Source organism: Nostoc sp., assembly GCF_036917465.1.
Taxonomy (GTDB): Bacteria; Cyanobacteriota; Cyanobacteriia; order Cyanobacteriales; family Nostocaceae; genus Nostoc.
In genome coordinates, this window is record NZ_JBALDL010000020.1 from 64,626 (window position 1) to 90,073 (window position 25,448).

The following is a 25,448-nucleotide window of genomic DNA, read 5'->3' on the forward strand; positions in this document are numbered from 1 at the left end:
CAAAAGACAAAGGATAAAGGACTAAATAAATAGTTAGGAAATAAAATGAATACAGCAGAATTATTGGTGCAATGCCTAGAAAATGAAGGAGTGCAATATATTTTTGGACTCCCTGGCGAAGAAAACCTGCACGTTTTGGAAGCGCTAAAACATTCTTCGATTAAATTTATTACGACTCGTCACGAACAGGGTGCAGCATTCATGGCCGATGTCTATGGACGCTTAACAGGAAAAGCCGGAGTATGTCTTTCTACTCTTGGCCCTGGGGCAACCAACTTGATGACTGGGGTAGCAGATGCTAACCTCGATGGTGCGCCCCTAGTGGCGATTACCGGTCAAGTGGGAACAGATAGAATGCACATTGAATCCCATCAATATTTAGATTTGGTGGCAATGTTTGCCCCTGTTACCAAGTGGAATAAGCAGATTGTGCGACCGAGTATTACACCAGAAGTAGTGCGGAAAGCATTTAAGCGATCGCAATCGGAAAAACCTGGTGCTGTTCACATCGATTTGCCAGAAAATATTGCTGCTATGCCTGTGGAAGGCAAACCTTTGCGTAAGGATAATAGTGAAAAAACTTATGCATCTTTTGCTAGCATTCGGGCAGCCGCCGCCGCAATTTGCCAAGCAGTTAACCCATTAATCTTAGTCGGAAATGGGGCAATTCGCGCTCATGCGAGTGATGCAGTTACGCAATTTGCCACCTTGCTGAATATACCTGTTGCCAATACCTTCATGGGTAAAGGAGTGATTCCCTACACACATCAATTAGCTTTGTGGTCAGTGGGATTACAGCAAAGAGACTTCATTACCTGCGGCTTTGATAACACAGATTTAGTAATTGCAATCGGCTATGATTTGATTGAGTTTTCCCCGAAAAAATGGAATCGTAACGGTGAAATTCCCATTGTGCATATTGGGGTAAGTCCAGCAGAAATTGATAGTAGTTATATTCCCAACGCCGAAGTCGTGGGAGATATTTCAGATTCTCTCTATGAAATCTTAAAATTAGCAGACAGACAAGGTAAACCCGATCCCTTTGCCATTAGCTTAAGGTCAGAGATTCGGGCTGATTACGAACAGTATTCCCATGATGACGGATTTCCGATTAAGCCGCAAAAATTAATTTATGACTTACGGCAAGTGATGGGGCCAGATGATATTGTCATCTCTGATGTTGGCGCACATAAAATGTGGATGGCTCGTCATTATCATTGCCATAGTCCCAATACTTGCATAATTTCCAACGGCTTCGCGGCTATGGGTATTGCCATTCCTGGCGCTTTAGCAGCAAAACTAGTTCATCCCAAGCGCAAAGTTGTTGCTGTCACAGGCGACGGCGGCTTTATGATGAATTCTCAAGAATTAGAAACAGCCTTGCGTGTCGGAACACCCTTTGTAACTATAATTTTCAATGATGGTGGCTATGGATTAATTGAGTGGAAGCAAGAAAATCAATTTGGCAAAGGAAACTCATCTTTTGTGCATTTTAGCAATCCTGATTTTGTGAAATTTGCCGAAAGCATGGGTTTAAAAGGCTACCGAGTTGAATCGGCTTTAGATTTGATTCCCACACTGAAAGAAGCCCTAGCTCAAAATGTACCCGCAGTGATAGATTGTCCTGTAGACTATCGGGAAAATCACCGCTTTAGCCAAAAAGCCGGCGAGTTGAGTTGTGCGGTGTAATAAAGGTTAGGTAGTTAAGAGTTAGGAGTTATGGCGTTGCATAATAGAGGGATGAATTGAGGTCATCTACTGTGCAATGTCCATACTGCAAAGCTAGGGAAATTCGTAAGAACGGAAAGCGAAGACTTGACACTCTCAGATATAAAGACACTAAGATTCTTGAATCTCAGACATAACTTGCTCAAACAGGTTTGCACCAACTAGAGTAGAGGTTTCATCTCCCCAAGCGTTGCTTGCATCAAGTCCAAAGGTTCCGGTATGCCCTACCGTACCCAATCCTCAACTAAAACAAGCGTTTCAATGAGCTTAATGTCGTGCATTTTATTTTTTTTTGCCTTTGTCTGTTGAGCTTGTCTGTTCATCTTCCTGCTCTAAAATGTGTTTTGCCTCCAAAAGTTGCTGCTTATGTTCATCACTAACTGTCGGGTATTGCAGATTTAGTTCTTCTAATTTTGTGCAGATGATATTGGCAACTACCAGGCGTGTAAACCATTTGCGATCGGCTGGAATAATATACCAAGGTGCCAATTTTGTACTAGTATTGTTGAAAATGTCTTCATAGGCATTCATATAATCATCCCAAAAAGTTCTTTCTTTGACATCGCTATCTGAAAACTTCCAATTCTTTTCAGGAAATTCAATCCGTTCTAAAAAGCGTTTTTTCTGCTCTGACTTGGAAACATTGAGAAAGAACTTTAGAACAATCACACCGTTGTCTACTAAATATTTTTCAAAGTTATTAATTTCTTCAAAACGTTGTTTCCATATCTTATTTCCATCAGGTAAGTCAGGAAGTTGTTGCTTTCTCAGCATTTCTGGATGGACACGAACTACTAGCGTTTCTTCATAATACGAGCGGTTGAATATCCCAATTCGGCCTCTTTCTGGCAAAGCCTTAGTTGTTCGCCACAGGTAATCATGGTCTAATTCTTCCGTACTGGGACTCTTGAAACTGAACACCTGAAATCCTTGCGGGTTCACCCCAGAGGTAACATGTTTTATTGTGCTATCTTTACCAGCAGCATCCATTGCCTGAAAAATAATCAGCAAGGAATATGTATTTTGAGCATAGAGAATATTTTGGTAATTTGCTAATCGCTCAATATCTGTCTGTAATTTAATTGCAGCATCAGCTTTTTGATGAAAATCAGTTTTATAAGCTGGGTCATAGTTTTTTTTCAGAGAAATCTTTGAACCTGGTGGAACAATGAAGGCATCGTAATTCATATATAAAGGTTCCTAACTGCTGCTTATACCGAAGCATATTGTGAAGTGCTAATTTCTGAAACTTATAATTTCTTAATTAAATAATTTTGATTCCAAATTTATAACTTTTAAGCAATTTTAGCCCCCTTTCTATCATCAGCAAGTTTTATAGCTTTTTTTAAATCCCCTCTATAAAACTTAGTTACAATAGCGTAGCGATCGCAAATCCGCAAATATAATTACGAATTAGGACGCATCGCTTCCCGCCCCAACATAAACATCCCCGCAACACCCAAGCTAACAAACCAAACATATTGATACCAGTATTGTCGAATCTGCTCACCAGTGCTGAGTTCTGGATGCAAGGTGTTCAAGTACAGCAGCAGCACTAATATCATCAGCGCCCCAAAACCAATAAAGCTTAAACCAACATGAATTCGCATAGGTCGCAGTTCAAAATCACTAATAGTATCTAGGTCAATTTCTACCAATTCCTTAAAGGAGTCATCTGCTAAAGATGAGGTTGCTTGGAATTTATTGCTCAGTTTTGGTGGCAAAATCGGCGACAGCGTTGCTACAGTAGGGCGGCGTAGTAAAGCCTCAGTATCTCGCAGCAATTGCAATGGCTTACGGCTAGTAGTTGGTTGAGCAAACTGTATATTGTCTGTAGAAGTTGGGATATTGGCTTTACTTTCAAAATCCATAGTGCGCTTCAAAAGAACCAGGATATAAATAGCCTAGCGAATCAAGAGAGAAATTCGTCAAAGTAAGTTGGTAGAAACAAACCAAATTATGTTACGAAACGTAAACAGATTAAAAGCCCTTAGAGGATGTCTGAGAAGTATCAAATATTTATTGATCCCCCCTAACCCCCCTTAAAAAAGGAGGAATAAGAGTGTAAAAGTCCCCCTTTTTAAGGGGAGCCACTGCGGTCTTAGGGTCTCCCCAAGTGGAGCATGTGGCGTGGATTTAGGGGCATCTATAAGCATTCGGTATATACAAAAAACTTTTCAGACTATCCTCTTACCAATGACCAATGATTAATGACTTCTGTTTTTAATTACTCGTCCATTTCTTTTAATGTAGCTAATGCCGATGGAGATAAACGACTGAGATAACGGAATATCCAGTATTTAAAGATGGTGTTTAGAATAACTGGAAATGTAGCAATAAATAAAAATACAGCATTTCTACTGGCTGGTAAACCTAAATGTTCTGCAAATCCTTCAAGAAGAACTTCCCACCCATCTGGTGAGTGAAATCCTACAAATATATCTGTAAAGAGAATAATTAAAAATGCTTTAGCACTATCGCTTAGTCCATAAACAATACTATCTATAAAAGATTTCACCACCACAATTTCTTTTTTGCTCAAAAAAATAAATATACTAAAAGAAATTAGTGATATCAAATCAGCCAAAACATTACTAATAGCATTATTGCTTTTTGTTCGGAATTCCTCAGCTATCTCAACTGATTTATCTCTTAATTTTTCTTGTATTCCTTCTGAAGAAAGAGGTAACGATTTATTTATTAAATATTCAAACCTCAAAATTTCTTGAAAATTAGATAATTCATGGAGAGCTTCTTTTTCCATATCAGAATTCATGAAAACTTGAGATATATTCTCTCCTCTCACCCTTTCTAATATGGGAATTACTAATAACTGTTTAGATAAAACATAAGTCAAAAGCGGGATAATAATTAAAGCTATAAAAAATCTAATAGCAATTTTTGTCCTATTTTTAGAAACTCGGTAATTTCTGACAAACTCTTCTTCTGTCTGTGGAAAAAATTCTCTTTTAATTTTATCAATATTTCTGCTAACAGGCCCAGATAAAGCTCCAGATTTTTGATTTAGAAGCAGAAGATTAAGATTAATATTAGATGAGTCTGACTGGTTGCTAATTTGATTCTGGTTAATTGGTAGTGATTGAGGATTGGATATTAAGGCGCTGTTAGTAATTATTTCATCTTTAATAGCGTATTTTTCTACAACTTCATCAATAAGTTTTAAGTTGTCTAATAAAGCAGAATTAGAGATATTGACAATTCCCCGACTAAGCCGAAACTCTGCAAGCCTGATCTTAATAATAGTTAAATTTTTATCAAGGTATCCTTGCCAGAAAGACATCACATTCTCAGTATAATTTTTTGATTCTGACGAGATTTTTTTGCCGCCAAAATGTTCTACTTCGATGTTTTTAATTCTCTGGGCTGCTTGTTGAGCTTCTAAGAGTGATCTTTGTGGTGTATCTAAAAACCAATTATTTAGCGATCGCAAATACTCTTGAAAATTTCGGCGGAGGTATTCTGCTGTTTTGGTAAATGAATTTTTCATTACATATATAAATAAACCTTGATTTTCCGGTACGGGCAATTTATGAATTGCCCGTACTGGTGTCGTTTTGCGCCAGTACGAAGTAATTTTTAACCACAGAGACGCAGAGAAGCCAGTGCGCCCTTGCGGTTTCCCAACTCGTAGCAACTGGCGCTACACAGAGTAAAGAGCTTAAAGAGGAATTTATTGACCAAAATTTTACCCGCTTTGAATGGGCTAGTCTTAGTTTAATCTGAAGTTGAAAAATTGATTCATCGTTGAATGATGGTGTTTCACCACTTTGCGTCTCCGCTCTAAACTAGAGCGGAATATCTACAAGCGATCGCAAACGCTACCCTAGAAATTAGCATCCCTCAAACTTGCAAGTTTCAACATGATAGCCCCAGGCTCACAATGATTATCATTCTTCTGTTTGGTGATTTTATTGCTTGGAAGTCCCTAAAATACGCTGTTGGATAAAAAGTCAACTGACGGCAACAGAAGTATCAATGGAAAAAATCGCACAGACATCGGCAGCAATCGATTCTGGTTCCATTGCTGTACCAACACAACAGACTTGTTGAGACTCGAAGAAAAAAACTGATAGGTCTGACATAGCTTTAACAAAGTTTAGGGGTTTAATTCCCCTGCCTAATTCGTGCAGCACGTTTTGTGTTGGGGTCTAAATCCCCAGACGCTCGAACGCCAGAGCGTGTCGTAGACAAGACTCGCTATCACAAAACGTAATTGCGAATTGTTTAAAAGCTGCAATCGATGCTGATTTGCCAATTGGATCGGGTGAAATTGAGAGCGCTCACCGCTACATTATTCAGGAGCGGATTAAACTTTCTGGTTCATGGTGGAAACTAGAAAATGCAACGACTATGCTGGCACTTAGAGGTTTACGTGCCAATGGAGATTGGGATAATTATTGGCAAAATATTCATCAACAAAGTGCTAATAACCACCACTTTTAATTACACCCTAATTACACCGTGTCCCAGAATTCGGAAAAAAGGCGTTTCCAGTTTCATTGACGGGAGTTGCCAGACCACAGTAAGCAGACATCTCTAAGATTTGCTTGTGCGCCCAATGATTGAATAAGATTTCATAATAAATTGAATGCTTATCTTTGTACACGTTGCTCTCTTTGCTCAGGTTTCTTCAAGTTATTAGTTGTACCTGAAATTCCGCTATTAATGCGTGGGTAGGGTCAAGAGTTACGACTATCTTCCCCCTGGCTGGAAGAATGTGGAAGTGATTGCAGATGTGGCGATGGCGTAACCGCCTGCCTTCGGCGATCGCTTCTCCAGTACAACTCTACAATCCTCGTTTCCCGGCAATGGCAACCGGGAGTGGTGAAAGACTACTGGGAACTAGGGGCATTTCTGGAGGTGCGCTGTGGCAGGCGGGTGCAGAAAGTGTTCAGTGGAGAGTTGGGGTGGGTGATTACTGTGACTAACCAGGGTATTGTTAAATAGTGAATAGCTTCAATCTCCTTTAATCACGCTTGAACTCCATTTGGACGAAGTGGTCTTGCAGCAGTTTATGGATGAAGCGGTAGCGTCCGCCAACACGCTGGAGGAATAATCGCTCGGTGCAGTAGTCAAGAAAGCGGGCGTAATTCCAGGGGATGTAACCGTTGAAGTAGAGGATTAGGCATCGGGTGAAATATTGAATACAGGTTATACCACCAAAACCAAGACTAGAAATAAACGCAGAAATGAAACCAAAAACTATTCCATAACTCAATCCGTATATCAAACCAAAAATTATTCTATAAATCAGCCCATAGAATACTCCTAGAATAACAGCATTATATGCATATTTGCAAATATATTTATCAGGATTAATTTTATTGTCCGTAGTTAAAAAATTAGCTAAAATCTTGTCGAGTCTGTCGTTAGTGTCCTTAGCAAGCTGAACACAACAGATTATTACTAAAACATCAGCAATATTTCATGTTTAATAAAATTAGGATAGGAAAAATATTTTATTTTTTAAACATACTAATTGCTGCAATACCAGACGCACCAGCATCAAGACATTTTTGATAATTTTTTTCGTTAATTCCCCCAAGAGCAAAAACTTTCATTTGTGTTGATTTGCAAGCTTGAGTGAGCATATCTAGACCAATACCTTTTGCTTCTGGATGAGTTAGGGTTGCAAAAATCGGTGAAAAAAATACATAGTCTAATCCCTCATACTCTGCCTCTTTTATAGATTTTAATGAGTGACATGATTTTCCAAACAGTATACTATTGCTTTTTGCCTCTGGCATTTTAATTTGGTCTTTTTCTCTAAAATGAAAAGCACTAACTAAAGAAGATTTATAATTTAGAGAAAATGGTAAAATAATTTCCAATTCTTTGTAGGATAAATTCTCAATAATTATATCTATATTTTCTCTATTTGCCTCATATAATCTTACATAACACGAATCTGCACCGTTGCTGATAGCTCTGTTTACCCATTTAGTAACTTGAGCAGCAATTTTTGATTTGTCAGAACAAATTATTTCGGAATTCTCTCCTGACGAAATATCAAATATGGCGATTTTTTTAAAAGGTTTTACTGTTTCTTTCATAGAACCCTTCTTTCATTTTACAGTAATGGTTGTAGCAGCATTTATATCATTAGAGAACTTTCTCAAAATAATTACTATTGGGGTAGTTAGTACAATAATTTAAGCCGAAACTGTTTCAGTTTACCAGAAAATTAATCAACGCAAACTACAAACATTACTTAACTTTAAAGTGCGCTTTCTGACGCTCGCGTTGCGATCGCAATGGTGGACTGAATAATAAGGTATTCAATCCACCATTGTTGAGTTGAGTTACTCAGTTAAACCTTGACTTGTCGGAGTCAGTTTTACTCCTGATCCTGATCAATTTTTTCGATATCATCAGGTGTACCAGTGGCAGAAATTTTTGATGTGCCAGATTTACCTGCACCCGAGTTGCCGCCAGAAGCGCCAGCACCGCCTGAGTGTTTAGAATCAGTGTTGCCTTGTTCATCTTGAAGCTGTTCAAGGCGGTTTTTTTCTTGAGCTTTATCTTTTTGGTCAGCCATATCTTAAAATTTTAGCGTAGCGATCGCTATATACTCTACCATTTTCCTTATTCTGGCGACACCACAGGGCAAACTCCTCATGTCAATAAGACCCTATTATTATCAATAAAATTAAAAATAGTCTCATTAGTCGATGCTTATTGACAAGGATTTAGGCATTGGCGTAGCCCGCCGCAGGCATCGCTGTCGTTGTCAAGTGCGTTACTAAAGATTAGCTATATCTCTTTTTGAGTAAGAACTTTGGCGCGTCCATGCCGATTTATTTTCATCGTCAGACTGTAGATCCTGTGATCCACAGCGTACACCCGATCTAAGCCCCAGCGATAGCCGTTTCTACGTCTTTGGATACAAGTTTATTTAATTTTGACAGATTAATGAGATATTAAGTTGAAAAACAGTTTTGCAGATAGAAACTTATGACAACCGAGCAAGAGCTTCAATCTCTTTTTAATACCTTAGATAGCGATCAAGACGGCAAAATCTCCATTAACGATCTTTTTTTAAGTCCTGGCTTAAGTGCAATCATTTCATCAGAAACAAATAGCACTAGTCCCCAGGAATTACTAGTAAATTATGATTCAGACAAAGACGGTAGTATTACCTTTGAAGAGTTAAAGGAAGCAGTTGAGAAAGCAAATAATTTAAACTAGCAGTCAAAAAACCCAATTCCTGACACCCAATCGACCCCAATCCCTCTCTATGTGTGTAGAGAGGGATTCGCCTTTATTTGCCTGGAGAGTAAGCCGTTTTCAAAATCCTAGCGGCTGAATCTTTGCTGACGTGTAAATGTCTTCAGTCAACTGTAAGAATGTTAACAGTACATTTGGACAATGCATTACCCATAAAATAACAAGTAAAGGTGGCGATCGCTTGCGGTGGGGAAAATTACCGTCTTGGTGATGCCAAGCTTAAAGCGATGGCGTAACCGCCACCGCTTTAAGCTTTTTAATTACTCCTGAACCACCAACTCTTGCATCAGGGCATTATTCACCTGCTGCGCTTCTTGGGGTGAACTTTCCCTAATGTCAAAAGCTTGCTGCACTATGGCTTGAATGTCATCTGGCAATGATTCAAATTTTTCAGAATTGAGTATGACGAGGCGGCAACCAGGGTAAGGCATAAAATCAGTAAACGAGAACATCCAGACCAACTACAGCAATGGCATGAAGGTATAAAAAATACCAACCGCAATAATATTTTTTGTCATTGTCGGACTTGCCGCTACGAGTGGATGAATTCAGTGTTTGACATTAAGTGTGTTGAATGCAACAGCAAAACAGATACCTGTTGTGTCACCTCTGACTACTAGAGTTTTAAAAACTTGCTCTGGGGGAAGACCAACTTTGTGTGCTGTACTTTCAGCAGCCAGATCATCAGGATCTACTTCATAACAGGGAATACCTAGTTTATCAAGTAGTCGAGCAGCATTGGTTTTCATTGCTCTTACTCCCAATCTTCAATTACCAGTCCACTAACGTGACTAAAGACTGCATCTACTGACATTCGGCAGGTAGATAATCGCAACACCTAAAGTCTTGCAATTCAATGGTTTACCATGCCTAAGAGTTTAAGATAAAACGGTTTTGGTGAGAGTCCATGAGATTGCTTCCTTCGTCGCAATCATGGGGTACTATTTTTGAATGCACTTTAGTATTAGACCCACTTTTTGAGTGAAAATAAATCTATGAATAGAACGTTATATTATCATCAGCAATCAAACTTTTCTCGAAAAATCCGAATATTGTTATTAGAGAAAAATTTAGATTGTGAATTCAAAGAAATTAATTTAGCCAATAAACCCCCTGAATTCCTTGAAATTTCTCCTATTGGTCAAGTCCCTGTGTTTGTAGATCAAAATGGCACGGTAATTTGGGACTCTACATTGATTGCGGAGTATCTAGACGAAACTTATCCACAGCCCAGCTTTTACCCAAGCGCTCCTCACATACGCCTTGAGTGCCGTAAATGGGAACAACTAGCAGATACTTTAGGCGACAATATTATAGGTTTATGGGTACTAGATTTTATGGGTGATCTAGCTCCTGCTTATTATCGAAAAAAATATGAAACATTAATTAATCGCCTTTTACCAATCTTTGATGGACAACTGCGTTCGGCTAAATATTTGTTAGAGGGTGAAACATGGACAGCAGCAGATGTGGCAGCGTTATGTTCCCTCGGTTACTACAGCTTTCGCTTAAATGAAGACTGGCTTCTTCAGTATCCTTATTTGAGAGGCTGGTTTAATAGATTACACGAGCGTGAATCAGTCAAGTCAACTATTCCAAAAAAGACCCCTACTTAGAGGTTGCCGAAAAAGTAATAAGAAAGCAAGATCAGGATTGATTAATTATTCAAGTAAACCATACTTAGAAGCCTTGCAAAAATAACTTTAACAATTTTGATGGGGAATGCATTCGTTCTACATGGCTCCAACTAACTGTGTCATGCCAACCTGGAATACCACATGCCCTTCGACTCGTCTACGATGTAGCTCCATATCTGAGCAAATTGTTTCAAGTCCATAGAATTCTGCATTATATGATTGCGCTAAATCCTGCCAGCTTTTTCTTTGTGCGACTGTATTAGCAGGAGTGTCCAAAATAGCTGATTGTCTTAACATTAGTTGTCTTTGGATTAGCATTGTCAGCAGTGCTTCAGCAGTCGTAACGTAAAATCCCTCTTGTTGAATACGCAACTGTGATAGCAGCATTGCCCCTAGTATCCAATCCAAAGAGAATACAGGGATATGCAATATCCGTACAATATCCTCGATAATAAGGATTGAAGAATGTTTCTTCTTGATTCCCATGTATCAAATCATCGGTAACATCTAAATCCAAAATTATCTGTCGTGGTGGCTTTCGATAAGATTCTAGAAATAGCTCAAACAAGAGTGTTTCTATTGCTGATCCATCATGTTCAATACGATGATATGTTTACTCGTTTACTTCAGAGTATTGCTAATACTCTGTATCAAACGAATGAGACAAAAAATAGACTGAACAGTTTAGTATAATAGCTCTGTCAGTATAACTTTGCTCAATTGGTGACAGATGCCCCACAGGGGACTCAATGGATGCGCGATCGCTAGAATGTAAGTTCTTCCCAAGCAAAAAGAACTAATTCTGATCCAGAACGATTTTCAAAATTTGAGAATCGCTCTGACACCCGAGAGCAATGGATATTTATTGTTTTTTACTAGTCATGATCCGAACTCCACCATCAGGAGCAAGGGTAAACCCGCGTCGTTAAAAAAGGTAATGCAATGTTGTATGCTCGATTTACTTGTTAGACTGACGCAAGTAGGTGAATTCGCCAGTTATTTAGCACAACTAGACTTAGACTATTACGTAGAAAAACGATTTGCACACACAGGATGAAAAAGTTTATAGTCCTTGCGTGATGGTAAAGATTAGCGAGGCTAATCTTTACTTAATTAGCATTTGAAGAGTTAACTTGACTTGAATTATGGGAACTATCATAGGAACTACCAAAATCTCTTAGAAAACAACATTCAGACAAGTATTAATGTTTAAATTAATTGCTCACATCCCTGACTATAGTATTACAAGTTTAATTTATGAAGCTGCTGCCACAGTAATTTATCGAGCAGACTCCAAGGCTAACAGACACTCAGTTGTTATCAAACTACTCAAAGCAGAGTATCCGACTATCAAAGAGATTGCTCAACTCAAGCACGAATACGAAATTATCCAAAACCTGAATATTGCAGGTGTAATTAAAGCCCATGAATTAATCAGTTATGACAACGGCTACAATAATGGCCTAGCACTGGTTTTAGAAGACTTTGGTGGAGAAACCTTAAAACATCAAATATCTACTACAGGAATTGAACTGACAAAATTTCTTAACATTGCCGCTCAAATTACTGAAACTTTGGGAGAGTTACATACCCACCACATTATCCATAAGGATCTTAAGCCCGAAAACATTCTTTATAACCCCAATACCGAAAAAATAAAACTGATTGATTTCAGCATCGCTTCGCTGTTATCAAAAGAAAGCCCAGAAATTACTAGCCTCAACCTTCTAGAAGGAACACTGGCTTATATGTCGCCAGAGCAAACCGGACGTATCAACCGAACCTTAGATTATCGTACAGATTTTTACTCATTAGGTGTCAGTTTCTACGAAATGCTGACGGGTCAGCTTCCCTTCCACAATGCTCAAGACTCAATGGAGTTAGTGCATTGTCACATTGCAAAAATTCCTGTAGCTCCTCACAAGATTAATCCTAACGTACCACAGGGAATCTCTGCGATCATCATGAAGCTCCTGAGCAAAACTGCTGAAGACCGCTACCAAAGTGCTTACGGGTTAAAGGCTGATTTAGAGCAAGCAGCGATACAACTACAAACAAAAGGCAGCATTGACCTTTTTACCTTAGGCCAGCAAGATTTTTCGCATCAATTCCAAATAGCTCAAAAACTTTACGGTCGGGAAGTAGAAGTGGCGGCTTTAATGGCTGCTTTTGAAAAAGTTAGCCTTGGTAAGAGTGAAGTTGTGTTGGTAGGAGGATACTCTGGTATCGGCAAATCCTCACTAATTAACGAAGTCCACAAACCGATTGTGCGGCAACGAGGTTACTTCATCGGTGGCAAATTTGACCAACTCAAGCGAGATATTCCTTATGCTTCTTTGATTCAAGCATTTCGAGAATTGATGCGACAGCTATTAGCTGAAAGCCAAGCTAGGGTTGAGGTTTGGAAAAATAAATTGCTACAAGCATTGGGAGTTAATGGTCAAGTTATTATTGATGTCATCCCGGAAGTAGAACTGATTATCGGGCAGCAAGCCCCTGTACCGCAGTTGGGGGCTGCTGAATCTCAAAACCGTTTTAATCGGATGTTTAAGCAATTTATTCATGCCTTTACAGCTGCTGAACATCCTTTAGTACTATTTTTAGATGACCTCCAATGGGCAGATGCTGCCTCTGTGAAGCTGGTCGAGAATTTGATGAGTGACCCAGAAAGTCAGTATTTATTATTGATTGGGGCTTACCGAGATAACGAAGTTAGTCCCACCCATCCACTGATATTAATGCTAGAGGCAATTCTAGCATCTGGGGCAACTGTTGAAGAGTTGCTCTTGAAACCATTAGCAACACCTCATATTACTCAACTGCTTAGTGACACTTTCAATTGCGAATTATTTCAGGCAGAACCTCTAGCCGATTTGCTGTTTCAAAAAACCCAAGGTAATCCCTTTTTCTTAACTCAGTTACTAAAAGTATTGCATCAAGATAATCTTTTGATATTTGATTACCGTTTGGGTTTATGGCAGTGGGATCTCAATAAAATTCAGGAACAAGCCATTACCGATAATGTAGTCGATTTAATGGTGAATAAAATTCAAAGATTGTCAGAACCAACGCAGCAAGTTTTACAATTAGCTGCTTGTGTTGGAAACCGTTTTAATTTAGAAATTCTAGCTGTAGTCAACGAAAAATCTCCATCAGCAACAGCAATTGATTTATGGTCAGCTTTGCGGGCGGGATTAATTCTACCCTTGACCGATACTTACAAAATTCCTCAGTTGTTGAATCAGTCGGAATTGGCAACATACTGCGATACTGCGGTACAAGTTGACTATAAGTTTTTGCACGATCGCGTTCAGCAAGCTGCCTATTCTTTAATTCCAATTGACCAGCAAAAACAAGTACACCTAAAGGTAGGTAAATTACTATTACACAATACTGAAAAAGCCCAGTTGGAAGAGCATCTTTTTGAGATCGTCAACCACCTCAATGCTGGCAGTTCATTGATTGTGGAACTAGCAGAAAGATATGAACTGGCAGAATTAAATCTGAAAGCAGGCCAGCGAGCAAAATCATCTTCGGCGTTTGTCACTGCACTGAAATTGCTAGAAACAGGGATGAATTATCTACCTAAAAATAGTTGGGAAGATAAATATTTACTTACATTAACTTTATATTTACAAGTTGGGGAAGCGGAATTTTTAAATGGTAACTATGAGAAAGCTTTGCTGATTTTTGAGCAGACTTTCAATAAGGTTCAAACTACTCTTGATATGTGCCAAGTGAATGAATATCGGATTATGTGTTATCGCATGGAGAATGATTTAAACTCCGCATATAAAATTGGGTTAAACACCTTGGAACTTTTAGGTTTTGAGTTTGCAGCTTATCCAAATGATGCATATCTGTTAGAAAAACTTAATCAAACCAAAAAAGTTATTGGCGATCGCCCAACTTTTAGTCTCGCAGAATTACCACAAATGCAAGACGAAGAGAAGCTAATAGCTCAACGCATCTTAAAAGAAGTTTGGCCCATTGCCTACTTTTTAGGATCTAAAGCGTTGCATATCACATCTATGAATATAACTCAACTTTCAGTTCAGTATGGCAACTCCCGAATTTCGGTATTTGGTTACATGCTGTATTCTTTCAACTTAGTATTTGAATATGGTGAAGTAGATTCAGGTTATGAGTTTGGTGAGTTATCTCTGCGTTTGCATGAAATTTTAAGAACGAAGGAATTGGAAGCGAATATTTTGAATATGTGGGGAGGTTTAATCTGTCATTACAAAGACCATATTAGCCAGGGTAAACCTTATTTATTAAAAGGATTTAATAGTGGTTTAGAAACAGGTTCTTATCAATGGTCTGGCTATTGCTCAGTTAATTTTTTATGGCAATGCTTATTTGGAAATGAATCTTTGGAAAAAACCGTAGAGGTAGCCGCAGATTTTATTCCTAGCCTCCGCAAGATTGACAAAAATATGTTGAACTACCATCTGCTGGCTATGGAAGCGATCGCTAACCTGACTAAGCCAGCAGGCAAGATTGACCAACTTGTGGGAACTTGGGCAGATGAACAACAAGTGCTAGAGTTTGCGTTGGCATCTTCGGATATGTTGAGTGCATTTGTAGTTTACATCTATAAACTGGCGCTCTGTAACTGGTATGGAGAGTATACCAAAGCTGTTGAGTATGCAGAGAATGCCGAAAAATTTGTTGGGGGAGCGCGAGGAATTTTTATTAATCCTGTTTTCTATTTTCACCAAAGTATTGCCTTAGCAGGGGCTTATGTGGAGGCAGATACCGCAACTCAAGTTATTTATCTGTATAAACTAAATGCCAACTTAGAAAAATTCCAGCAATGGGCAATGCACTGCCCAACCAATTATCAACACAAATTCCTGCTGATTCAAGCTGAAATTGCTCGGATTTATCAACAAGATTATCAGGCAATGGAACTGTATGACAAGGCGATCGCTTCTGCTGCCGAAAACGGTTATTTACAAAATGAAGCCTTAGCAAACGAACTCGCATTTCGATTTTACTTGGCCAAGGATAGAATAAACTTTGCCAAAGTTTATTTTAAAGAAGCTCGCTATCGCTATCTCAAGTGGGAAGCTACGGGTAAAGTCCGGCAAATGGATGAACAATATTCCCAACTTTTTACAGATTCAGTCGGGGAGGTAAATGGGCGAGGTACGGCTACAAAGCAGATTCGGGATATTTCTGAAGCCAAAAGCCAAACTCTAGATTTAAGCACAGCAATTAAAGCATCGCAGGCACTCTCAAGCGAGATGGAGCTAAATCCGCTAATGGAGAAAATGATGACGATCGCGATCGAGAATGCTGGTGCCCAAATAGGTTATCTACTTGTCAAACGGGAGAACCAGTGGGTGATTGAAGCCGAAGGAAGCATTGAGCGAGATCGAGTCACAGTGCGCTCGTCTAGTCTGGTGCAAGTAAAGCATAAAATGCCAGTTTTAGTGATTAACTATGTTGAAAGAACAAAAGAAAATTTGGTTTTAGACGATGCTAGCCACACAGAGCGTTTTGTAAATGACGACTATATTGTTGCCAATCAACCCAAATCAATTTTGTGTTTGCCTTTTGCTCATCAGGGTAAGCTAACCGGAGTTCTTTACCTGGAAAATAACCTTACCACCGGAGTCTTTACCGCAGAGCGATTAGAGGTACTGAACTTATTGACTTCGCAAGTTTCCATCTCTATAGAAAATGCTCGGCTCTACACAAATTTGCACATATACTCTCAAGAGTTAGAAATTTCGGAAACACAAGCGCGTGAGAAAGCAAGGCAGCTAGAGCAGACACTTGATGAATTGAAGCTTACCCAGTCCCAGATGGTGCAAAGCGAAAAAATGTCTAGCCTGGGGCAATTGGTGGCAGGTGTTGCTCACGAAATTAATAACCCAGTCAGCTTTATCTACGGCAACCTGACTTACGTAAATAATTATGTCAAAGACTTGATGAGTGTAGTAGAACTTTATCAACAGCAAAACCAGAATTTACCACCTAAAGTTCAGAATGAAATAGATGCGGTTGACTTAGATTTTTTGATGGAAGACTTACCTAAGCTGTTGGCTTCAATGAAAGTAGGAACCGATCGCATTCGCCAGATTGTATTATCTTTACGAAACTTTTCCCGCCTAGACGAAGCTGAAGTCAAAGCCGTTGATATCCATGAGGGCATTGATAGCACTCTGATGATTTTGCAAAATCGCCTCAAACCCCAACCAGATCATCCGGGAATTCAGGTAATACAGGAGTACGGCAATTTGCCACCCGTAGAATGTTATCCTGGGCAACTGAATCAAGTATTTATGAATCTAATTGCAAATGCGATCGACTCTTTAGACGAATTTAACGAACATCGGACTTATGCCGATATCGCACGTCACCCAAGTATCATTACAATTCGTACTACTGTTGAAGGTGATGTCGCCGTCATTCGCATTGCTGACAACGGTTCTGGTATCGGTGAAAATGTGCGGTCGCAACTCTTCACACCCTTTTTTACTACCAAAGCTGTTGGTAAAGGCACTGGTTTAGGGCTATCTATTAGTTACCAAATCATAACTAAAAAGCATCAAGGACAGTTGGAATGTGTATCCGTTTTCGGACAAGGGGCTGAATTTATTGTTTCTATCCCCCTTCAGGCAAGGCTAGAAGCAAGAAGTGTCTAATCAATCATTACAGCAGAAATATGGGCAGAGTTTACAGTCATGCAAGCCGAACATACAGTGTCGATTAGCAGCACAATTATTAAGGCAGAAAGAGAGAAGGCAACGAATAAGCTCCCAGGCCATCATCAAAGTCCAGTATCGCCCAAGGTATAATTGCGAAATTTTAGCACCCACTCTTGAATCCTTTTCTGGGGTCATTGGTCAGTAAATACACTCGTCTTACCTATCCTGACTGATTTCCCCCCCCCTCATAATAATTATCATTATTATTTAGATTTTGACTCTTGATTTTTGTTGAGTAATTTATTCCTTGGAAGTCCCTTAGCTGAAAATCAATATAGACAAGGGTGAGCAAGAAATGAGCAGGTTTTGGTCTGGAAAGTGAGTAGTAAGAGCAAATAAGCTGTGAAGCACTTCGGTAATAGCCCTAGTCTTTTTTGAAATCCAAATCAACTTGCTATTTTCACACCAACAGTAGAGGCTAAACACCTCAAGAAGGGCAACTATGAGAATAAATGCTCGGAGTATCACCTCTTTTATAGCAATTGAAAGCAGGTTACTCATAGATAAAGCAGTCCAAAATATGGTATTTTTCCCGCTCAAGCGATCGCTATCTTGGACTGAAGCTACTCGTTTTTTTCGTCCCTTAGTGGCATTTGTCGCTATTTTGCTCACAGTCTTAATCTATGCAACTCCTCCAGCTTTGGCTTCAGACCACCAAGACACAACTTTTCTTGCCACTAAGCTGACTGCTGCGGATCTCACAGATTTGTATGTGTTTGAAAGTCCGACAAACCACAAAAATGTTGTTTTGGTGATGGATTTCGACCCTCTCATTGTTTCTGGTGAAATGAGACCATTCGATCCAAATGTTCTTTATCAGTTCAAGATTGATAATACTGGCGACAGTATTGAAGATGTTGTACTCCAATTCAATGTAAATGGCACAGGCTCACAGCAAACTGTTACAGTCCGCGGCCCAAGTCGTCCAACCACACTAGGAACGGAGTCAGCTTTACTCCCAGTAAGTTGGACAGGGCAACTCAACCAAACATTCTCTGCATATAACGGCATGAAGTTTTTTGTTGGGACACGCAAAGACCCGTTCTTTTTTGATTTGGAACAATTCTTTAAAATCATCCCAGATCGGAACTATAGCCTTCAGCCTAATCCTAGTCCTCCCTTCCAAGTTCTTTCCTTTAGACCACCTGGAGAAGCAAAAGACACCTTAGCCCCATTCAATGTCCACTCAATTATTGTCGAACTACCCAGGAAACTGCTTGGTAAAGACAAGATTGGTGCTTGGATGACAACTAGTGTTAAAACTCCTAGACTCAGAAATGGGAATTTTGCTCAAATTGAGCGGTTAGCAGTTCCAGCCCTGAATGAACTTTTTATGGACTTTCAAGCTCATAATAATAGTAATCTTCAGACACCAACCAAAGACGCTAGCAATCAATCCCAATTCATTAAATCCTTTATAACAGCGATCGGTAGACCTGAAGGTATAGCGAATGCAGTGATCTCAGTAGCGATTCCTGATGTGATCCAAGCAGACCTTTCTAAACCTAGCGGTAGTTATTTTGGGACTCAGTTAGGCAAAAATTTTGGTGGTAGAAGACCAAAAGATGACGTAATCGATGTAACAGCATCCGTTGTCTTTGGTGATGCAGTTACAGGCATTTCTACTGGTATTATTCCGGGGCTGACTAGCGATAATGTTGGGCCTGATAATGCCAACTTTCTTCCTACGTTCCCTTATTTAGGTAATCCTTTGTAAGGTTTATGCATCTACGAACACTATGGGTGTTAGTGCTGACTAGCCTACTGGTTTTACTAAGACCCTGTGATACACAAGCGCTAAGTTTAGGCTACACCAATGGTAATTCAGGTACATATTCCTCTGCTATGCACCTGCTGACTGTTAATTCTAAACAGATATTACCAGTTCAGCAGTCAGATTTAGTCTTCCCCGATTATTTACAGCGATCGCATATTATCAGCGTCTATGAGGAGAAAGTTGCCCAATCTCCAGATTCCTCAATATTTTTACGTCTTTTAGCCGATCAATATTTGAGACGCTTTCGAGAACTGGCAGATATAGACGATGTGTTACGAGCAGAACAAGCAGCGCGTAGATCCCTGGCACTACAGCCGCGCCATAATGAAGTTTCTTCTATGCTTCTAGCATCAGCTTTACTATCTCAACATCAGTTTCGGTCAGCTTTAGATGTGTTAAATAATTCATCTGTTGATAATCCCAATATTGTCTCGTTGAGGGCATCGATTCAGATGGAGTTGGGTGACTATGAAGCAACTCATCAACTTTTGCAGAACCTTGCTAAGGAAGAATCTAACTCTGGTCATAACGCGGTTTTAGCTCGTTACTTAGAGTTAACTGGCAATCTAGCCTCAGCGCGACAACTGCTAAATGAGGCTATGCAGGAGATGGATTCTTTCTACACGACGAGCGCCGAAACTCGTGCTTGGTTTCATGTGCGGACTGGGGATCTGGCTTTTGCAGTTGGGGATTTTGCCCTATCTGAGCAGCGATATCGGGAGAGCTTTGACCTTTTTCCACGGCATATAGCTGCGTTTACAGGATTAGCCCGCCTCTATGCGGCACAGCATCGCTGGCAGGATGTTCTGAATATCGCCAACCAGGGTATAGAACTGATGCCCTTGGTAGAAACGCTGGGGTATAAAGCAGATGCCCAAGTAGCTTTAGGAGACCAAAAAGGTGCAACTGAAACTGAAGATTTAATCGGGGTAGTCGCTTACCTGAGCAAGGTTAAAGGAATCTACGATCGCGCAATGGCTGTCTACTACACCGAACACGGAATTCATTTAACAGAGGCGTTACAAATTGCCCGTGCTGAAGTAGCAGTGCGAGACGATGTATATGCAGAGGATACTTTGGCTTGGGCAGCTGCGGCTAATGGGCAATGGGAAGAAGCGCAACAGTCAGCACAACGGGCAACTCGCTTTGGGACAGAGGATGCTTTGCTGCAATTCCATGCTGGCATGATTGCGTTTCACTTAGGTAATCGTGAAGAGGCAATAAAGCGATTAACTCAAGCTGTTAGCCTCAATCCCCAATTTCATCACAAGTATGCTGATGAAGCTCGTCAAGTCTTGGCTAACTTAGTACCCTCTGTCTCTTCTCCCACTCCTAACTCTATAGGGAGTTCTTTATGAAAAAGCTGCTACATTACTTGGCTTGGAATACTGTAATTATCGCAATATGTTTATTTTGGATGCTCCCGGCGGATGCCCATCCTTTAGGCAATTTTACTATCAATCACTATGCGGGAGTGCAGGTAGCAACCGATGGTGTGGGGATTGATTATGTTCTAGATATGGCAGAGATTCCAGCTTTTCAGGAAATTAATCACTTAGATACTAATCGCGATCGCAAAGCTGAACCTGTAGAGACGGTTGGATACCCAGACCAAAAATGCCAGGAAGTCAATTCACATCTGGAACTGTTGATCGATAAACAGCCTTTAGCACTGTCTTTGATCAAATCAACAGTCGAATTTCCTCCAGGTGTCGGAGGATTATCTACACTGCGGCTTAGTTGTAACTTTCAAGGGACAACGGAGTTAGTAGGCGCGAATCAGTTAGTATTTGAAGATAAGTTTTATCCACAGCGCTTGGGCTGGCGTGAAATTACTGTTGCTGCAAATGGTGTTCCTATTCAAGGTGATTTCACTTCTTTGAGTATCACCAATCGTTTGAGAGATTACCCCAATGACTTACTCAGTAGTCCTCTCGACCAGCGTCGGATTTCTTTTAAACTCAATCCGTCTCTGACATCGCGTGAACAAGCGCCTCTACCGGGAGTTAAATCATCCAGCCGTTTAGATAATGCTTTGACAGGAAGAAGCAACGATCTCTTTACTAGCCTAATTACCCAAGAAAATCATAATTTCCTGACTATTTTGATAGCTTTAGCGATCGCCTTTTTATGGGGTGGTTTACACGCCCTGTCCCCTGGGCATGGAAAAACGATAGTTGGCGCTTATTTGGTGGGTTCTCGTAGCAATGCCAAACACGCCCTATTTCTGGGGCTAATTATGACGATTACCCATACTGCTGGCATATTTGCTCTAGGACTGGTCACTCTTGGCACATCCCAGTTTATTTTGACAGAGCAATTGTACCCTTGGTTAAGCGTCCTCTCTGGTGTAGTGGTAACTGTAATTGGTCTGAATTTGTTTATCAGTCGATTGCAAGGGACTCAGGTATCTCATTCACATGACCATGTACATAGTCATGAACACAGCCACGACTTGCACCATCACCATCACCATGTACACCATTCACATCTACCGCCTCACGATGGTGTAAGTTCCATGAAGTGGTCTAGCCTCCTAGCGCTGGGAATATCAGGCGGCTTGTTACCTTGTCCTTCAGCCTTAGTAGTGTTGCTGAGTGCGATCGCAATGGGGCGAGTTGGCTTTGGATTAGCGCTAGTATCTGCCTTTAGCTTAGGTCTAGCAGCAGTACTAACTGGAATCGGCTTAATACTGGTTTATGCCAAAGATCGATTTGAACATTTGTCATTCCAGATACCCAGGATCAAAATGTTACCTGTGGCAAGCGCTTTATGTATCACCATAATTGGCTTAGGTATTACTTCACAGGCTTTGCTAGCTCATCCGTGGAACTAAATGAAAGTGTTCAGACAAACATCACTCAGTTTTGTAAAAATAACCTTGAACAACTACTATATGTCACAAGCAATTAAAGAATCCATCGTTTCAGAAAACAATCTATCTCATCGCTCTACCAAGCTTTCACAAACAGCCAAGCTTAAGAGTTTGAGTAAGTGTTCATTTAATTTTTGGCAAGAATCGCTCTTACGTTCAATCCCTATTGCTTCTGTTACGATGCCTGCTTTCGGCGTAGCCATCGCTCTATCTGTAAGTGTTATCCTTCCATCTCAAGCATCCACCATTTCATATTCAGGTGATACAACAAACGCACCAACTTTTAACCGCCCAGAAACGGAAGGCTTTGAAGGTGGTACTAACCCACCCACGTCACTTTCTAGTAATGGTACTGCCGTCCCTTATTACAGTCAGCCTTTCTCTGTTAATACTACAGGCTCTTATGATGTTGTAGGTTCTCAAGATTTCCTGGGCATCCAATTCTTGTACCAGAACAGCTTTAACTCAGCTACCCCATTAGTTAATTTACTCAATGGGAATGATCCTTTTCCATATGAACGCACATCTGGTTTTAGTGGCTTGAGCTTAACTGCTAATAATCAATACTTTTTAGTTACTACTGGATTTGACAATAGCAATAACAGTTTTGGTACTTTTACCAATACCATCACAGGTCCTGGCAATATTACACTCGGTAGCAGTGCGGTAAATGTCCCAGAACCTTCTTCAATCGCCAGCACAATAGCCTTTGGTATTTTTGGTAGCAGCTTCATACTAAAGCGCAAACTGAGAAAGCTAAAATCTGTCAACGAACTTCTTAATGAATCACTCTAAATTTATCACTTAACGGGCGATCGCCCGTTAAGGACTTAATATAAACTGACAAAAATGGCAATAGCCAAAGATAGTCGCTGGACATTTAATTCATTGCTAATTGTATGTGATAAGTTTGTCAGTCAATGTTATTTTGAGGAAAATATGAAACGATTTGTCTTCATCTCTTTAATAACTGCTTTGTGCATAATAGGCTATTTCGAATTTAGCTTGTCACAGGCTGAAACACTTTTTTGGCTCAATCTAAGTCTTTGATATTATCCCTAATAAAAGGATTTCGCACTAAGACTCGTAATTTTAGCTGATTAGCTAATTTCTCTTTGCCATAAAATATCTGTAACTCTCGTTATCCCAGCTTTTAGATGACGGCGATAGGTACTGAAAGGCAAATTTAGTAACTCAGCTGCTTGTTCTTGGGTGGGGGCGGGATTTAAATAAGTTCGATAAACAGCGCGGTAGAGTTTTTCGTCACGTGGGGATGATTGTAAATATTCAACTGCTTGTTTCACCAGATTTTGTAAAGCGTTAACGTGTTCGCCTAATGTGTCCAAAGGATTCTCGTTTACATTTGCTTTTGTGGCAACTTGTTCTTTAACTAAGCCAGAAAGCATTTCATGCAAGCTTCGCGATCGCATTAAGGGATTATTCTGTAATGCATCAGGACAACTAAAGTTACGTAACGCATTCTGCACTGCCTCCGTAAATTCTGGCTGACTAAGAACTAACAGAGGTTCACCGACTGGAGTATTGTCTACAGATTCTCCGGCAGTTGTAACCTCTTTTCGTGCCAAAATTTCCTTCCATGCGGCAGGTGACACAATTCGCCAGTCATGGCCATAAACACCGTAGTGTTTTCCCCCAACTGTAAAATCAGTTTCAGAAACTCGTGTTAAGTCGAAGTAGTTTAACATTGCTGTCCAACTATCTGCTTGGGCACAAGGTAGAAAGGTGTACGCTAACCCCGGTGTATTCTGAAAATACTGCACAAAATTAGTGAAAATTAAACTTTGGGTGGGGGAAACAGCTTGATAGGTGTCCCGCGCCATCCAGAAGCGGAAAATAGTTGCGCCTTCGCTAGGGCGTAATGGTGCATGGGTTTGAAGATAGTGCCAAGATGCAAAAGCGCCCGGATCTGCACTCAAATCTTCAACAGTTGCTGTATGCAATGCTACCATCATTGCAAATCCCGCAGGTTCGGAGTGCGAGTCACGAAATACTACTACATTCTGCGGTTGGCGCTTCAACCAGCGAGCTGCTATTTTTGCTGATTCTTCACCTTCGTATTGTGACACCATCTCTAGCAGTGCGGTTTTGTCAGTTTCCCGTAGTGAGTCCGTTAATAAACTACTTTGCTCACCCCAGGTAAAACAGGAGCGAATAGCCGAGTTATCCCGATGCAAAAAAATATAATCAAGTAGCACTCGATGCTTTTCTTGCCCTTGGGTTTCTTCTAGTCGTTTAGTATAGTATTGACGCGCTCGGTGATGTAATTCATTGTAAAATTCCGAATTCCGCCAACGCAAGTCAGCAATTAATACTTCCCGTGCTAAATCGTGGGGAAATAAACCCCATTGCCCTGATTCGATAAACGACAGTCCGCGCAACCATTCAAATAAATCGTGAACATCAAGTATTTCCCCTAAAGATTGAGCCGATACAGCTAAAGTATTTTCAGGCACAGTCAATATTTGATTTAGTGCGGCTTCGGTAGTCAGCCTGATCGCTGCACAAGCTTCTAAAGCCATCCGGTGTGCCGGCGTTGGTACTTCTTTGATGAATCTTGACAACAGTGTTTTAACAACATTGGGAGCAGATTCTGCTTGAAAAGAGATTTCTTTTCCCTGAGCAAACACCTCAGCAACCAAAGATAATCCTAGAGGATGTCCGTGGGTAAAATCTAGAATCGCCTGGTGTTGTGTGGTGGGAATATCTCGTGTGGTGAGATAAGTTTGACTTTCTTCTGGAGTCAGGTTGCGTAGAGGTAAAGTCTGCATCAAAGCTTGCCAACCTGGATCGCTACACCAACCAGATGAGGGCGGGTTGCGTCCAGCAATCACAATTAAGGTATTAACAGACAAATGGGGTAAGAATACTTCTCGCAACCATTCATCTAGCTGGGTAATAGCTTCATAAGTATCAATTAAAATTACATGACGTTCTTGGCTTTGGGCTAGCAGATGCAAAGGAGAATCTGATTCATTCAATCCCATCAACGATCGCAACGTGCTAACAAAAGATTCAGGCGCAGCTTCTATATTACGTCCTTCTACGTAGATAGTTGATATTTTTGACTGTTCACAAAACCGCAAAAACTGCTGCATCAGGGTTGTCTTGCCCACACCGCCAGGGCCAAAGACGTGCAAAATGTGAAAAGGTAATTCTCTTGAGGCGATCGCATCAAGAAATAGCTCCACTTCCCGCTCACGTCCTACAAATCTGCGATTCCGTTCTGCACTTAGTCGCTGTAATAGAGATGTAATTGCCATCCCTTCCTTAAATTTTACGTAGGATTACTGTCTTAAAGTATGAAGGATATTTTTGATTTCTAAAATCTACTTTGACAAAATTTATAAATTTTATATACAAACTTAAAGGCGCAATAAGTAAGTCTGCGTTGAAAAATCAACCTATGTGACGAAATGCAAAATCAGTCAACAGCTTATAAA

22 protein-coding genes and 1 pseudogene are annotated in these 25,448 nt (G+C 40.2%); 10 read left to right on the forward strand and 13 right to left on the reverse strand.

The genetic code is table 11. The features are described from left to right. Positions 1-45: 45 nt before the first annotated feature. Positions 46-1,689: an acetolactate synthase large subunit gene (locus V7K38_RS04130; RefSeq protein WP_334855660.1), complete on the forward strand. Its 1,644-nt coding sequence runs from the start codon at positions 46-48 to the stop codon at positions 1,687-1,689. 150 nt (positions 1,690-1,839) lie between these two features. On the opposite strand, the gene V7K38_RS04135 is transcribed toward V7K38_RS04130, so the two are convergent. The 5 genes from V7K38_RS04135 to V7K38_RS04155 all read right to left on the reverse strand — a co-directional run bounded on the left by V7K38_RS04135 (position 1,840) and on the right by V7K38_RS04155 (position 5,831). Continuing rightward, on the reverse strand, positions 1,840-1,965 hold the full coding sequence (locus V7K38_RS04135) for a hypothetical protein (protein WP_334855662.1): 126 nt from the start codon (positions 1,963-1,965) through the stop codon (positions 1,840-1,842). Positions 1,966-2,010: 45 nt separating this feature from the next. Further along, the gene (locus V7K38_RS04140) at positions 2,011-2,916 is read right to left on the reverse strand and encodes a polyphosphate kinase 2 family protein (RefSeq protein ID WP_334855664.1); all 906 of its coding nucleotides are present in this window, start codon (positions 2,914-2,916) and stop codon (positions 2,011-2,013) included. A 218-nt stretch (positions 2,917-3,134) separates the two neighbouring features. Beyond that, positions 3,135-3,599, reverse strand: a complete 465-nt coding sequence (locus V7K38_RS04145; protein WP_334855666.1) for a hypothetical protein — start codon at positions 3,597-3,599, stop codon at positions 3,135-3,137. A 356-nt stretch (positions 3,600-3,955) separates the two neighbouring features. Then, positions 3,956-5,275: a proton extrusion protein PcxA gene (locus tag V7K38_RS04150; RefSeq protein ID WP_334855669.1), complete on the reverse strand. Its 1,320-nt coding sequence runs from the start codon at positions 5,273-5,275 to the stop codon at positions 3,956-3,958. Between the two features lie 424 nt (positions 5,276-5,699). Then, entirely contained in the window at positions 5,700-5,831 is a 132-nt protein-coding gene (locus tag V7K38_RS04155) for a hypothetical protein (protein ID WP_334855671.1), read from the reverse strand. Between the two features lie 166 nt (positions 5,832-5,997). Here V7K38_RS04155 and V7K38_RS04160 point away from each other — a divergent pair, with 166 nt between their 5' ends. Together V7K38_RS04160 and V7K38_RS04165 are read left to right on the forward strand one after the other, a co-directional pair. After that, on the forward strand, positions 5,998-6,192 hold the full coding sequence (locus tag V7K38_RS04160) for a hypothetical protein (protein ID WP_334855673.1): 195 nt from the start codon (positions 5,998-6,000) through the stop codon (positions 6,190-6,192). A gap of 290 nt (positions 6,193-6,482) precedes the next feature. Then, entirely contained in the window at positions 6,483-6,677 is a 195-nt protein-coding gene (locus V7K38_RS04165) for a hypothetical protein (RefSeq protein WP_334855675.1), read from the forward strand. A 38-nt stretch (positions 6,678-6,715) separates the two neighbouring features. Here V7K38_RS04165 and V7K38_RS04170 read toward each other — a convergent pair whose 3' ends face one another. From V7K38_RS04170 to V7K38_RS04180, 3 genes are all read right to left on the reverse strand, one after another. Continuing rightward, on the reverse strand, positions 6,716-6,967 hold the full coding sequence (locus tag V7K38_RS04170) for a hypothetical protein (RefSeq protein ID WP_334855677.1): 252 nt from the start codon (positions 6,965-6,967) through the stop codon (positions 6,716-6,718). A gap of 241 nt (positions 6,968-7,208) precedes the next feature. Next, on the reverse strand, positions 7,209-7,802 hold the full coding sequence (locus tag V7K38_RS04175; protein WP_334855679.1) for a thiamine phosphate synthase: 594 nt from the start codon (positions 7,800-7,802) through the stop codon (positions 7,209-7,211). Positions 7,803-8,086: 284 nt separating this feature from the next. Beyond that, positions 8,087-8,287, reverse strand: coding sequence for a hypothetical protein (locus V7K38_RS04180; protein ID WP_094345289.1), 201 nt, complete (start codon positions 8,285-8,287; stop codon positions 8,087-8,089). A 416-nt stretch (positions 8,288-8,703) separates the two neighbouring features. Here V7K38_RS04180 and V7K38_RS04185 point away from each other — a divergent pair, with 416 nt between their 5' ends. Further along, positions 8,704-8,937 carry an EF-hand domain-containing protein gene (locus V7K38_RS04185; protein ID WP_152591366.1) on the forward strand — a complete coding sequence of 78 codons (234 nt, stop codon included), beginning with the start codon at positions 8,704-8,706 and terminating at the stop codon, positions 8,935-8,937. 299 nt (positions 8,938-9,236) lie between these two features. Here the strand turns inward: V7K38_RS04185 and V7K38_RS04190 are convergent, their stop codons facing one another. Together V7K38_RS04190 and V7K38_RS04195 are read right to left on the reverse strand one after the other, a co-directional pair. Continuing rightward, on the reverse strand, positions 9,237-9,428 hold the full coding sequence (locus tag V7K38_RS04190; protein WP_334855684.1) for a hypothetical protein: 192 nt from the start codon (positions 9,426-9,428) through the stop codon (positions 9,237-9,239). Between the two features lie 96 nt (positions 9,429-9,524). Next, entirely contained in the window at positions 9,525-9,725 is a 201-nt protein-coding gene (locus V7K38_RS04195) for a hypothetical protein (protein ID WP_334855686.1), read from the reverse strand. Between the two features lie 228 nt (positions 9,726-9,953). On the opposite strand from V7K38_RS04195, the gene V7K38_RS04200 reads away from it, so the two are divergent. Next, positions 9,954-10,592, forward strand: coding sequence for a glutathione S-transferase family protein (locus tag V7K38_RS04200; RefSeq protein ID WP_334855687.1), 639 nt, complete (start codon positions 9,954-9,956; stop codon positions 10,590-10,592). 117 nt (positions 10,593-10,709) lie between these two features. Here the strand turns inward: V7K38_RS04200 and V7K38_RS04205 are convergent, their stop codons facing one another. Then, positions 10,710-11,000: a hypothetical protein gene (locus tag V7K38_RS04205; protein WP_334855689.1), complete on the reverse strand. Its 291-nt coding sequence runs from the start codon at positions 10,998-11,000 to the stop codon at positions 10,710-10,712. Positions 11,001-11,049: 49 nt separating this feature from the next. Continuing rightward, positions 11,050-11,223: pseudogene (locus V7K38_RS04210) on the reverse strand (transposase); the annotation flags it as partial. A gap of 595 nt (positions 11,224-11,818) precedes the next feature. On the opposite strand from V7K38_RS04210, the gene V7K38_RS04215 reads away from it, so the two are divergent. The 5 genes from V7K38_RS04215 (at position 11,819) to V7K38_RS04235 (ending at position 22,782) form a co-directional block, all read left to right on the forward strand. Beyond that, entirely contained in the window at positions 11,819-17,272 is a 5,454-nt protein-coding gene (locus V7K38_RS04215) for a trifunctional serine/threonine-protein kinase/ATP-binding protein/sensor histidine kinase (protein ID WP_334855691.1), read from the forward strand. Positions 17,273-17,777: 505 nt separating this feature from the next. Then, complete coding sequence (locus V7K38_RS04220) at positions 17,778-19,052, forward strand: DUF4331 domain-containing protein (RefSeq protein WP_334855693.1); 1,275 nt, start codon at positions 17,778-17,780, stop codon at positions 19,050-19,052. 5 nt (positions 19,053-19,057) lie between these two features. Next, positions 19,058-20,470 (forward strand): tetratricopeptide repeat protein, encoded by a 1,413-nt coding sequence (locus tag V7K38_RS04225; protein WP_334855695.1) that lies wholly within the window; start codon positions 19,058-19,060, stop codon positions 20,468-20,470. Then, the gene (locus V7K38_RS04230) at positions 20,467-21,948 is read left to right on the forward strand and encodes a nickel/cobalt transporter (RefSeq protein ID WP_334855697.1); all 1,482 of its coding nucleotides are present in this window, start codon (positions 20,467-20,469) and stop codon (positions 21,946-21,948) included. Before V7K38_RS04225 ends, V7K38_RS04230 begins: the two co-directional genes overlap by 4 nt. Before the next feature lie 60 nt (positions 21,949-22,008). Further along, entirely contained in the window at positions 22,009-22,782 is a 774-nt protein-coding gene (locus V7K38_RS04235; protein WP_334855699.1) for a hypothetical protein, read from the forward strand. Between the two features lie 305 nt (positions 22,783-23,087). Here V7K38_RS04235 and V7K38_RS04240 read toward each other — a convergent pair whose 3' ends face one another. Beyond that, positions 23,088-25,268: an AAA family ATPase gene (locus V7K38_RS04240; RefSeq protein ID WP_334855702.1), complete on the reverse strand. Its 2,181-nt coding sequence runs from the start codon at positions 25,266-25,268 to the stop codon at positions 23,088-23,090. Positions 25,269-25,448: the final 180 nt, after the last annotated feature.